The organism is Alteromonas hispanica, assembly GCF_010500915.1.
Classification (GTDB): domain Bacteria; phylum Pseudomonadota; class Gammaproteobacteria; order Enterobacterales; family Alteromonadaceae; genus Alteromonas; species Alteromonas hispanica.
Genome location: NZ_JAAAWP010000006.1, coordinates 76,176 through 88,545, shown reverse-complemented (window position 1 = coordinate 88,545; position 12,370 = coordinate 76,176). Strand labels below are relative to the sequence as shown.

Below are 12,370 nucleotides of genomic sequence, written 5' to 3'. Positions count from 1 at the left end.
AAGTCTGTTAACAGTGAGTAATGGCGCGAGATCTGGATCGGAAGGATGCAACTGATCCGATCACGTTACGTCAATAAAATCAATACCTGTAGCAAATATATTACAGATCTTATGTGTTTTTGATCGTTATTGTGTGAAGGATCAAGCACTTTCCCTTATTGGGGATAACCGCTATAGCACTAAAGGTTGTAACGAGAGAAAATGCAATAAGGCTTTCGTTATCATCATCAAATAGAACAGCAAGTATACAGGGGAACAGGTGTACCAGTTGCTACACCCTGACCACCGAATCTCGTTTTATAATAGTAGGCGTATATTTAAAGGTTAAACCTTCCTCAGGTTGTTTCCCCGAAGCATATTTAAGTGCAAGTTCTGCCGCTTTCGATGCCATCATTTCTACAGGATAGCGAAGTGTAGTGAGTTTAGGTCGACAATATTTAGCTAGTAACACGTCGTCATAACCCATAACCGATACCTGTTCTGGAACGGCAATTCCGTGGTCTTGCAGCATGGTCATCGCCCCCGATGCCATAGCATCGTTATAGGCTAAAACCGCGGTAAATTTCGCGCCTGTGGCTAGCAGATTTTGCATTGCCAGTTCGCCACCTTCTTGATCTGGCGTTGCATATTCAATCATGCTTTCAGGTAACACTAAATTGGCGTTCTTTATCGCTGTGCGCACGCCTTCAAGCCTTTGATTGGGGTCGTCTATACGATATTGGCTACTAATAACCGCCACGTGTTGGTGACCTTGATTGATTGCGTATTCAGCCATTAATCGCCCGCCAGTTACGTTGTCTAGCCACACGCATCTGTTGGCAATTTCGGGTATATAACGGTTAATGAGAACAAACCCAGGGACTTGTTTTGAAAATTCTATTAAGGTTTTATCGTCAAGGGCCTTACTGTGCACAACCATGGCTTCTACACGATGCTCTAGTAACGTTTCAATTGCGCGCAATTCGGTCTCTTTTTCAATAGAGCCGGCACTTAAAAGAATTTGTACGTTATTTTTACGTGTTACCGATTCAACCCCATGCGCTAACATAGCGAAAAATGGGTCGTGCAACTCTGCTATAACAACACCAAGAGAAGCGCTTCTTTTGGTAACCAGCGCGCGAGCATTCGCGTTCGGGCGATAGCCCATTTCTTCCATAATCTTCTTTACGCGTTTGCGGGTATCGTTACCCACTTTCGGTCCGTCGTTGATTACGCGAGACACTGTTGCAAGTGAAACACCTGCCGCCTGAGCTATATCTTTTATCGTCGCCATTTTGTTTTACAACTTTCTGTTTTTATATTTGTTTTACACGACAAGTGCGCTATTTAATGCTCTATAAACGCATGAGCGGAACGCAATTGGGGAGGCCATTTTTAAGCTATAGCGTACATTATATTTACAAAAATGGGTAAATTTCTAACGCTTTAGTTAGCGCTTTCATCAAGTGTGCTGGAACGTTGTGGTTTCTAGTTTGTAACGTATACTTTCACAACAATTGCACATTATTGAAAACGTATACCCTTAATCTTCTTGGGTATAAACGCTTTTTATTGTAAAAAGTGTGTTCGATAAATTATAAACAGAGCAATGCGTTGACTGACACGATTGTATTTAGCCAAGTGGCAGATAAAAACATCGGTCAACACCTCCACGGCTTTACACTAGTGATGTTATCTCGCAAACGGAAAAAGGCATTAAAAGTATTATGAATATTCAGGTATCAGGTTTCGGTAGCGCTAAGGGTGAATCCGTAGACATGTTTACGTTAACAAATGCGAATAGCATGGAAGTAAAGATTTTAAGCTTTGGTGGAATTATCAAAGAAATCAATCTACCTGATGCCAATGGCAAGCCAACGCAGTGCGTGCAAACTTTCGACTCCCTTAACGACTATATTGCCGACGAAAGCTACCGCGGCGCAATAGTGGGACGTTATGCTAATCGTATTGGTAATGGATGCTTCACACTTGACGGACAAGAGTATCGTCTTGACAAAAATAACGGCGAGCATTGCCTTCACGGTGGCAACGCTGGTTTTCACAAGCGCATATGGGAGGCAACCTCTCATTTCGACGACAATGCTGCTTGTGTAGAACTAACGTTACGCAGCGAAGAGGGAGAAGGTGGCTTTCCTGGTAATGTTGTCGTGAAGGCCCGCTATACATTAGACAATAACAACGCCCTAAGACTTACAATACACGCCACTACCGATAAAGCGACGCCTCTTAGTTTTACTCAGCATGCTTATTTTACATTGAGTAACGCAGACTCGGTAAAAAGCACCGTGTTGAAGATAAATGCAAATAAAGTAACAGATGCAGATGCCACACTTTTACCTACAGGCGAATTTATTGATGTGAAAAATACGCCATTCGATTTCACTGAGCCCACTGAGATAGGGAATAGAGTTCATAATACGCCAAGCCATAAACTATTTGATATTGTGGGCGGTTACGATCATAACTACGTGCTAAATAATGATGGAAGTGGTCAGGCACAAGCACAGGTATTTGCTGCAGATACAGGGCTAAAAATGCAACTGTTCACCACATTACCGGGCTTACAGTTTTACACCGGCAACCTGAGAAACGATAAGCAAATGGGTGCCCTATGCCTTGAGCCTCAGTATTTTCCAGACTCCCCGAACAAACCTCATTTCCCAAGCTGCATAGCATCACCGGAAAAGCCCGCAAATATGGAAATTTGTTATGTATTTTCTGTGAGTTAGCCAGCAGATATTAGGTGGTTAATGTAGATGTTATTGAAATTAACATTTATTTTTCTTTCTGCGAACATTGATAAATTTCAGTCTTTACTATATGATTTTGGGTAAACGTTTAACCTCAAGTGCGCAGTTTATTATTTTAGAGTAAAAGAGTAGCACTACATTCATATTTAAAGAGAGCGACTATGGCAGGTCCATTCGACCCTTCAAATGATCCACACCGAAGATTTAACCCGTTATTAGGTGAGTGGGTGCTGGTATCGCCTCATCGTGCCAAGCGACCTTGGCAAGGACAGTCTGAAGAGCCCAATAATGAACAAAAACCGCAGTACGACCCTACGTGTTATTTATGCCCCGGCAATACAAGGGTAAACGGTGAAGTCAATCCTCAGTACACAGGCACCTTTGTTTTTGAGAACGATTTTGCCGCGTTAAAAAAAGATACAGTAGCCGCGAGTGACAAGAAAGGGCTGTTTCAGTTTGAAACCGAGCAAGGCTGTAGCCGCGTTATTTGCTTTTCTCCTGATCACAGCAAAACACTGCCTGAACTGACCGATGAGGAACGTTTGGATGTTGTAGAGTGCTGGAAAGCGCAGACTCAAGAGCTAGGACAACATTATCAATGGGTTCAGGTATTTGAAAATAAAGGTGCAATGATGGGGTGTTCTAATCCTCATCCACACGGCCAAGTGTGGGCGCAGCAGCACTTACCAACAGACCCTGCCAAAAAAGAAGTTCAGCTAAGCGCTTATTTCGCTGAACATGGTCGAGCCCTGTTAGCCGACTACGCACAGCAAGAGATTGCAAAACAGAAAAGAGTTGTTTGTCAAAACGATGATTGGGTGGTAGTAGTGCCCTATTGGGCAGCATGGCCCTTTGAAACATTGTTATTACCTCGCTTTGATGTGTGTGCATTGCACGAGTTAAGCAAAGAACAGTCATTAACTCTTGCACAAATTATTGGCGATATTACCGCGCGCTACGACAACTTATTTGAGACTTCATTCCCTTACTCTATGGGTTGGCACAGTGCGCCGTTTAACTCAAAAGCGCATCCGGAATGGACCTTACATGCTCACTTTTTCCCACCGCTACTGCGTTCAGCCAGTGTGCGAAAATTTATGGTGGGCTATGAGATGATGGCAGAAGCACAGCGTGATTTAACGCCAGAACAAGCTGCAGAAAGATTAAAAGCGCTTTCTAGCAAGCATTATAAGAAACGTGAGATTACGAATGGATAACCAAATATTCTCTTCAAGTTTTGAGCATCATTATGGCGAAGTGCCAGCCCTTATTGCCCATGCACCGGGCAGGGTAAACATTATTGGTGAACACACCGACTATAATGGTGGCTTTGTTTTTCCAGCTGCAATCAACTTCGGTACTTGGGTTGCAGCATCTAAGCGCAGGGACAACACTATTGTTGTAACCGCTACAGATTACGAAGACCAACGAAACCAATTCTCGCTTAACGACATTCAATATGACAAAGAACAGGGCTGGGCAAACTATGTTCGGGGTGTTGTAAAGGTTTTAAAAGAAGATTTTCCTACTGTTGGTGGTGCTAATTTACTGGTAACCGGTAATGTGCCGCAGGGGGCGGGTTTAAGTTCTTCTGCCTCTTTTGAGGTGGCAATTTTAAAAGCGATCAGTTCGCTTTATAAACTTCCGTTAGATGGCGTGAAAGCCGCGCTACTTGGACAAAAAGCTGAAAACACTTTTGTGGGTTGCTCTTGCGGCATTATGGATCAGCTCATCTCGGCTATGGGGAATGAAGGTAAAGCGATGCTGCTCGATTGCCAGTCGCTATCTATTGAGCATTCTCCGCTGCCAAGTACTCATCAAATTGTCATTATCAACTCCAATGTTAAACGCGGTTTGGTAGACAGTGAATACAACCTGCGTCGCGAGCAGTGCGAAAGTGGGGCGTCATTACTTGGTGTATCCTCGCTGCGCGAAGCTACCATCGAAATGTTAGAAGCAGCAAAATCTGACATGCCGGAGGTGGTATATCGCAGAGCAAAACACATTATTACGGAAAACGTTCGCACATTGGCAGCAAGTGATGCACTGAAAGCAGGTGATATTGCCACGGTAAGTAAAGCCATGGCTCAATCTCACGCATCTATGCGAGATGATTTTGAAATTACCGTACCTCCTATCGATTATCTGGTATCAATAATTGATGAGCTATTGGGAAGTTCTGGCGGCGTACGTATGACAGGTGGAGGATTCGGTGGTTGCGTAGTTGCGCTAGTCCCAACGGACAGCGTAGATGCAGTAAAGGAAGTGGTAGATAAAAGCTACTTTGATAAAACTGGTTATCATGCAGACATTTACGTATGTACTGCCACACAAGGTGCGTTTGCTTAATGTAATAATTGGCGTTATAAAAAATTTATTTGTGCCCCTTGCCGCATCATCTGATTGCGGCTTTTTTATTTCTGGTACTATTTATCTCTAGTACTAGATAAGCGTTCAGCTAAGTTCAACACGCCCTAAGATGTGGTACTACGATTTGTGCAGTTAACTTTCTTAGACGTTTGCATAACGCTTTCTTTAATGTCATAAAATGCAACGCCATAAAAACAGCGTCAACAAATATTTTTGCACTCTCTAGGTTTTAAGGCCCTAGTGTTACTCGGGAAATTTTATGAAATTAGCCACCTTAGATATCACCTTGTTTGTGATCTACGTTATCGCGCTTATCGGAATAGCTGCATGGGTTTCCCGAGAGAAAGCGGGACACGAAAAAGATACGAATGACTATTTCTTAGCGGGATCTAGCTTACCTTGGTGGGCTATCGGCGCGTCACTGATTGCTGCAAATATATCGGCAGAGCAGATTATTGGGATGTCTGGTTCGGGCTATCAGATAGGGCTGGCTATTGCATCTTATGAATGGATGGCTGCCATTACGTTGATAATTGTAGGCAAATTCTTCTTACCTATTTTTTTAAAGCACAAAATTTACACTATGCCTCAGTTCTTGGAGCAGCGCTACGATCATCGCGTTCGCAAGGTCATGGCAATATTTTGGTTAGGGGTATATGTTTTTGTCAACTTAACCGCTGTACTGTGGTTAGGTGCACTCGCTATTAATACTATTGCCGGCGTAGATATGATGTATGGCATGATATTTTTGGGTCTATTTTCTTTAGCATATTCTCTTTACGGCGGGTTAAAAGCAGTCGCATTTACAGATATTATTCAAGTGGTACTGCTTGTATTTGGTGGTCTATTTCTCTCTTACACTGCGTTGAATTTAATAAGCGATGGCGCCGGCCCTATTCAAGGGTTTATCGACTTAACGCAGCAGTTACCTGGTAAATTCGATATGATTCTTGCGAGAGACAACCCACACTATATGGACTTACCGGGCATATCTGTTCTTATTGGTGGGATGTGGATAATGAACCTGTCTTATTGGGGATTTAACCAATATATTATTCAGCGAACACTGGCTGCGAAGAGTCTACAAGAGGCTCAGAAAGGTATTGCGTTTGCTGCCTTTTTGAAACTGCTCATGCCGCTTATTGTTGTGCTGCCGGGTATCGCAGCAGTTATACTGGTTCCAGAGCTTGCTAAACCCGATCAGGCCTATCCCAGTTTGATGACGCTTATGCCTGTTGGCTTGAAAGGAATTATTTTCGCTGCTCTAGTTGCGGCAATAGTTTCGTCTCTTGCTTCTATGACCAATAGCGTTTCAACTATTTTTACTATGGATATATACAAAGATAAGCGTCCTAACGAAACACAGAGCCATTATGTAAAAGTGGGGCGTTCTGTAAGCCTGCTGGCACTTGTTATTGCCATGATCACGGCGAAGCCGCTGCTTGGCAACTTCGATCAAGCCTTCCAATATATCCAAGAATTTACAGGGTTCTTTACTCCGGGTATTTGTGCTCTCTTTATTCTGGGTATGTTCTGGAAGAAAACCACCGCCAATGGTGGTTTGCTAGCAGCTTTGGGGTCCTTTGTTCTCAGTATTGTATTCAGACAGTTTTGGCCCGAACTGCCATTTATAGATCGCGTAGGAATTGTGTTTGTACTGTGTATTGCACTGGCGGTTGTAGTGTCTCTTCTAGAGAAGAAAGGTGTGCATGAGAACGCGGTACATTTAGATGAGGTGCAGTTCCATACCACCAGAGGTTTTAACATTGCAGCTGTTGCAGTTATTTTCATTCTCATCGCTTTCTATACCGCTTGGTGGTAGATAGACTGAACAATTTGCCGCACCTGTTAAACCGCACAAAAGATCAGAAGACGGTGTAGAAATATTCTGTTAGCGTTGTTGTACTGAACTAGGGGAATAAAAACTTCATTTTTCCCCATTAAAATACGATATACTACAGGGCTTGAATCAATGAACTTTCGAGCTTGTTGCTGTCGTACTCTTATACAATGCGTAGATAGAATGCATGAAGGCAGTACCTAACAAGGCACAGCGTAATACTATTGAGTAATATGCTGTGCACGTTACTATAAACAAAAAGCAGCAAGCCAAATAAACACGTTACAGGAGACATCAATGGCAACGAAAGGCGTGAACAAGGTCATTCTTGTAGGAAACCTTGGCAATGATCCTGAAGTTAGATACATGCCGAACGGAAACGCCGTTGCAAACCTAAGTCTTGCAACTAGCGAAAGCTGGAAGGATCAGCAGGGACAACCGCAAGAGCGCACCGAATGGCATCGTCTAACGATGTATCGTCGTTTGGCTGAAATTGCGGGTGAGTACCTAAAGAAAGGTTCGCAGATTTATGTTGAAGGTAAATTGCAAACTCGTAAGTGGCAAGACCAACAGGGTCAAGACAGATACACCACAGAAATTATTGTAGACCAAATGCAAATGCTTGGTGGTCGCGGCGGTGAAGCTGGTGGTGGTAACGGCGGTTACCAACGTCCGCAAAATAACCAGGGCGGTGGATACCAAAACCAGGGCGGTGGCTATAATCAAGCACCAGCTCAGGGCGGTCAGCAACAAGGCGGTTACAACCAAAACCAAGGCGGCGGTTTCAATCAAGCTCCAGCGCAAGGTGGTAATCAGCCTCAGCCGAAGACTCCGCCAATGGCCGAGCCAGACTTTGACTTTGATGACGATATTCCGTTCTAATCAATAACAAACCGAAAATTGCTCAATAAATCATTGAAAGCCCTCTTTTTGAGGGCTTTTTTGGTTTCGTGAGATATATAATAAAAAGGAATTAATTTTGAACATCATAAAATTTATCTTGTTGTTCTCTTTGAGCTTTCCTACATGGGCTACAGATGAGTCAATGGTAGATATTTCTGTCGTAATATCAAAAGAAGGGAAATGGACATTAACGTATCAAACGCAGAAGCCTGTATTCCGGTTGAGTTTTGTTAGAAACCCTGATGATTCTCGCATTGAACGCTGGAAGCCTACAATTTCAGACTTTGAGATTGTCTTTATTGAAAATCAAGAATATTTGATTAAAAAAGATGGCTCTAGTTTTACAAAAGTCAGTTTACATTTAACGCCGACATATAAGCATCTTTCGAAAGATTATGCTCCATTCTCACCATATTCAGACGGTGGTGTACTAATTTACACCGGACGTTTATTTGCCTGTATTAATCAATGCCTTGATGAAACCAACTTATGGCGTCTTTCTATACAAGTACCTGAAGGCGAACATATCATCGTATCTGGTAAGGTCTATAAAGGAGAGACTAGTTGGATAGACAGTGATGACGGTATGAACATTTATGTTGGCTCTCAACAACCTATTGTTACGGAGAATGTTATAGCGGAAATTGATAGTGGTTTGCCTGAAAAAATAAAGCTTTCATTAGATTCTGATATTCCTAAATTGATGAATTACTTTGAGCAGAGGCTGGGAGAACTTGAAGGTGTAAAACCGACATTATTTGCTTCTTATGCAAATATTGATGGACACTCATCTCAAGGTGGTACGTTATCTAATCAAATATTTATGCACTGGAATCTAAATAATCTTAGTGAAAAAGTGACAGACAATAAGTTTCTAAATAACACGATTTGGTTTTTTGCTCATGAAGTCGCTCACTTATACCAAAGAAGTAGTAAAGGTGATATCTACGGGGAAAAGCACGAATCTTGGCTTCATGAAGGGCATGCAGATTGGTTGGCTGCTCTAGCCTTACTGGAATTATATCCTGAAACGAGTGAATATGTGGCCAATAAAATCAATAGATTTAGAAAACACTGCTCAACAGGTTTAGGCAACTTCCCTCTTGTTGAGGCGGCTGATAAAGGTCGATTTGACTTATATTATACTTGTGGCTTACTTATTCACCAGGCTATCGACTTAACATTGCGAGAAAAAGGTAAAAAAGATATTTACTCTTTATGGGTAGACTTCCGTATGCAGGCTGAAAAAGGCGATGAAAAACGAAGCGAAATATTCTTATCTCATGCTGAAAAGTGGACATCGGAAGATCTGGTGAATAGGATCAAAGAGGTAATTGAAAGTAAACTTTCAAACCCTGATAAAACGTTAATCCACCTTGTAACTGATGAGTGATTGACTGACGGACTGTGTTTTGTTGGTTTAAATTCCAAACAGTCAATAAGTAAGTTTATCGTCGACGTTATTTGATCTGTGTGTATATTTAAATAATGTTATGTAGCCTGTAGTGCTTGTTTTAGCGTTAATCACCGTTTTGTCTTTCGCTTTGCCCCTATAAAGTATAAGGTAAGAAGGTTATACGTTTACCTTTTTTGAGCGCGTAATCCAGCCAATAAAAATAACTTAGCTGTAACAATTAATGTAAAAAATAAAGCCCTGCTTGCTTGTTGATACCAATAAAGTAATATGGCCATGCCTACTAATTAACAAGCTATTAGCAAAATATGAAAACGTTATCTCTACTTTGCAGCACAAGCATTATGCTTGTTACTACTACATTCTCTGCAACTGCATTTTCTGCGCAAACTATTTATAAAGATTTTCCGGCTGAGGTGATGCCTGAGCTTAGCGAAAGTGGAAAGCTACAGGTAGGGGTTAAAACCATTGATGTTGCATACCCCGAAGCGGCAATGACAATGTCAGGAGAAATGGTAAAGCGTAAGTTAACCCTCGAGGTTTGGTATCCTGCATCAGAGAGCACGGAGCTGGCGATCTATAGCGATGAAACACGTAGCGGTAAGTCTTTTGAAATTCAAGCTGATGCCTATCGCGATGCGCCCATTATGGCGACGGACGAAAACTATCCTATCGTAGTCATTTCTCACGGTTATACCGGCTACCGCACACTAATGCATTATCTTGGCGAGCACTTGGCTTCTCATGGATATGTGGTTGCCGCCATTGACCATACAGACTCAACAAACAAAGACGTTAATTTTGCAGAAAGTCCTTACAGTGGGTTTCCAAGTACGCTGTTGAATCGCTCGAGAGATCAGGTGTTTACGCTTAATGCGATAGCCCAACACAGCTTTTTCGCAGATGAGGTTGACGATACTCGCGCTGGAGTAATTGGTTACTCAATGGGTGGTTTCGGCGCAATGAGCACGGTGGGAGGTTGTTACGCGTTTAACGATACTACGGCTGCCACTTTTACCGGTACACAAGACCCTGCAACAGTACAGTTAGTGAAAGCGGCCTTAAACACCTGCGCCGGCGGTAAGCCTTCAAGTGATGACACATTACCCGCATGGAAAGCCGCCCTGGCACTAGCACCTTGGGGCGGGCAGCAGCAGCTGTTCGATACAAACTCCCTATCTAACATCGACGTACCCGTGCTGTTTGTTGCTGGTGATAACGACGATATTTCAGGCTACGATGGTATTCGTTGGTTGTTTGATCACACAGCGCATAAAGATACAAAGTTACTTACCATTAAAAACGCACGTCATAATGTTGCTCCTCATCCGGCACCTAAAGAAGCGTATGGCAGTGAGTTCGACTTGGGTAGCTACATAGAGCCCGCATGGGAAGAGCAAAAGCTCAATGCCATTAACGAACACTTTGCTTTAGCGCTCATGAACTGCCATGTAAAAGCCATGGCAGATTACTGTGCCTTTTTAGAGGTAACAGGTAGTAGTGACCAGGTACCAAGCGGCGGTGAAACGCCTGCGCCTTGGAAAGGTTTCGATAATCGCTGGGCGTTAGGCTTGCTTATGGAAGGAAAAGGCGGAAAGTAATTCTGTTTTAAAAACTTTTGTTAGAGAGTTTATTTGTTACCCGCGAAGGGGCTCGACCATGAGCCCCTTTTTTATGCCTTTCTTGTTCGTTTATTTCTCTTGTGAAACGGTAATACCAGTCCGCATAGATAATTCCCCCACTCAGCGAGACTTATAATGTTCGTAATCGCGGACTGGTATAACTCTTGTTACAACTAATTGCTGGAATATTGTTCAGCATAGGTTAATTTAAACAGAGCCAATATAAGTGTAAGCATCAACCTAATATCTAGCACACAATGCATCAAGTTTAGTCTGCAGTAACCATTGCTGTGACAGTGTCTCGACACCATTATTTCCCCAAAAGGAATTGCTATGAAATTGAATTATCCTGCATCGCAACTAGCACGCTCTGCCCTATTAACAACCATGCTATCAATTACCCCATTGAGCACATCATTCGCTGCTGATAGCTCAGTATCAATGTCGTCTGAGAAAAGTGCAGAGCTTACCAACCTTGAAATGTATGCCAGACAAGGAGAGTGGGAGCGTGTTATCGATAAGCTCGAGGACGTAAAAGGAAAAAGCCCTGAGCAATATAATTTGCTGATTTCAGCACTCATGAATACAGATTTAGACGATGCCGAAGAAGTCGCTGAAGAGTTTATAGCAAGCTACAGCCAAGATTACCGTGCTTTTCATACCCATGCCAACGTAATGGGAGCACAAGCCTCAAACAGTATCTTTTCAGCTTTGGGTTATGCAAAAAAAGCAAAAAGCAGCTTAGAGCAAGCCATTGTTATCGCGCCTGACGAGATTGCGGTTTATCGCGCCCTAATGCAATTTCATTTAGTTGCTCCTTCCATTGCCGGTGGTGATATGGATGAAGCGAAAAAGTTGGCAGAAAAGATCGCCACAATTGATAGCGTAGAAGGCCAATTTGCTTTGGCTAGCTTCTATCTTAAAGACGATAATGAAGACCAAGCACGCGCTATTTACGACGCGCTTACACAGAATGAGGCCTCGGCCTTACGAGCTAACTTTGAATTAGGCAGTCATTATTTATCTGCTGAAAAATACAGCCACGCTTTTGAAGCGCTGTCGCCACTAATGGAAATGTCGGTAGTAAGGGTAGAAAGCAAAGATTCGGCGCAATGGGACGAGTACGAACAGCGCGAAAGCAATTTGCTGTACGGCAAATACCGCCTTGGCCAAGTAGCGTTAAACAGCGACGTATTTACCAATACGGGCATTGCTGCATTAGAGCAGTATATTGATGGCTTCAATACGACGAATATCGATACAGCAGGCCTGCCAAGTGTAAATTGGGCTCAACTACGATTCGCAGAGTTGCGCTTAAATGCCAATGACATTGAGAAAGCGAAAAGTACGCTGGCGCTTATCAATGGGAGCGAGGGCGAACGTTTTTCAAAAATTCTGAAAGCGTTAAAAAAGAAGATTAAAAAGCGGGCTTAAAGCCGTTTGTTAAGAACAGCCTGAACGCAGTCAATAT

The 12,370-nt window shown here is 42.8% G+C and carries 9 protein-coding genes; 8 read left to right on the top strand and 1 reads right to left on the bottom strand.

Features of this window, described 5'->3' with window-relative positions:
• Positions 1 to 271: 271 nt before the first annotated feature.
• On the bottom strand, positions 272 to 1,273 hold the full coding sequence (locus tag GTW09_RS10830; RefSeq protein WP_071978311.1) for a LacI family DNA-binding transcriptional regulator: 1,002 nt from the start codon (positions 1,271 to 1,273) through the stop codon (positions 272 to 274).
• A gap of 433 nt (positions 1,274 to 1,706) precedes the next feature.
• Here GTW09_RS10830 and GTW09_RS10825 point away from each other — a divergent pair, with 433 nt between their 5' ends.
• The 8 genes from GTW09_RS10825 (at position 1,707) to GTW09_RS10790 (ending at position 12,333) form a co-directional block, all read left to right on the top strand.
• Positions 1,707 to 2,729, top strand: a complete 1,023-nt coding sequence (locus GTW09_RS10825; protein WP_163111899.1) for an aldose epimerase family protein — start codon at positions 1,707 to 1,709, stop codon at positions 2,727 to 2,729.
• A 182-nt stretch (positions 2,730 to 2,911) separates the two neighbouring features.
• Positions 2,912 to 3,967, top strand: coding sequence for a UDP-glucose--hexose-1-phosphate uridylyltransferase (locus GTW09_RS10820; RefSeq protein WP_163111898.1), 1,056 nt, complete (start codon positions 2,912 to 2,914; stop codon positions 3,965 to 3,967).
• Positions 3,960 to 5,099, top strand: a complete 1,140-nt coding sequence (gene galK, locus GTW09_RS10815; protein WP_163111897.1) for a galactokinase — start codon at positions 3,960 to 3,962, stop codon at positions 5,097 to 5,099. Before GTW09_RS10820 ends, galK begins: the two co-directional genes overlap by 8 nt.
• Positions 5,100 to 5,379: 280 nt before the next feature.
• Positions 5,380 to 6,942: a sodium/sugar symporter gene (locus GTW09_RS10810; RefSeq protein ID WP_163111896.1), complete on the top strand. Its 1,563-nt coding sequence runs from the start codon at positions 5,380 to 5,382 to the stop codon at positions 6,940 to 6,942.
• A gap of 315 nt (positions 6,943 to 7,257) precedes the next feature.
• Positions 7,258 to 7,842 (top strand): single-stranded DNA-binding protein, encoded by a 585-nt coding sequence (locus GTW09_RS10805; RefSeq protein WP_163111895.1) that lies wholly within the window; start codon positions 7,258 to 7,260, stop codon positions 7,840 to 7,842.
• A gap of 97 nt (positions 7,843 to 7,939) precedes the next feature.
• Positions 7,940 to 9,256, top strand: coding sequence for a M1 aminopeptidase family protein (locus GTW09_RS10800; RefSeq protein WP_163111894.1), 1,317 nt, complete (start codon positions 7,940 to 7,942; stop codon positions 9,254 to 9,256).
• 329 nt (positions 9,257 to 9,585) lie between these two features.
• Complete coding sequence (locus GTW09_RS10795) at positions 9,586 to 10,878, top strand: alpha/beta hydrolase family protein (protein WP_163111893.1); 1,293 nt, start codon at positions 9,586 to 9,588, stop codon at positions 10,876 to 10,878.
• Between the two features lie 354 nt (positions 10,879 to 11,232).
• Positions 11,233 to 12,333, top strand: coding sequence for a tetratricopeptide repeat protein (locus GTW09_RS10790; RefSeq protein WP_163111892.1), 1,101 nt, complete (start codon positions 11,233 to 11,235; stop codon positions 12,331 to 12,333).
• Positions 12,334 to 12,370: the final 37 nt, after the last annotated feature.

Bases quoted from the DNA above. Each gene is read 5' to 3' on its own strand.
- GTW09_RS10830 (WP_071978311.1), bottom strand. From the start codon at position 1,273: ATGGCGACGATAAAAGATATAGCTCAGGCGGCAGGTGTTTCACTTGCA.
- GTW09_RS10825 (WP_163111899.1), top strand. From the start codon at position 1,707: ATGAATATTCAGGTATCAGGTTTCGGTAGCGCTAAGGGTGAATCCGTA.
- GTW09_RS10820 (WP_163111898.1), top strand. From the start codon at position 2,912: ATGGCAGGTCCATTCGACCCTTCAAATGATCCACACCGAAGATTTAAC.
- galK (WP_163111897.1), top strand. From the start codon at position 3,960: ATGGATAACCAAATATTCTCTTCAAGTTTTGAGCATCATTATGGCGAA.
- GTW09_RS10810 (WP_163111896.1), top strand. From the start codon at position 5,380: ATGAAATTAGCCACCTTAGATATCACCTTGTTTGTGATCTACGTTATC.
- GTW09_RS10805 (WP_163111895.1), top strand. From the start codon at position 7,258: ATGGCAACGAAAGGCGTGAACAAGGTCATTCTTGTAGGAAACCTTGGC.
- GTW09_RS10795 (WP_163111893.1), top strand. From the start codon at position 9,586: ATGAAAACGTTATCTCTACTTTGCAGCACAAGCATTATGCTTGTTACT.
- GTW09_RS10790 (WP_163111892.1), top strand. From the start codon at position 11,233: ATGAAATTGAATTATCCTGCATCGCAACTAGCACGCTCTGCCCTATTA.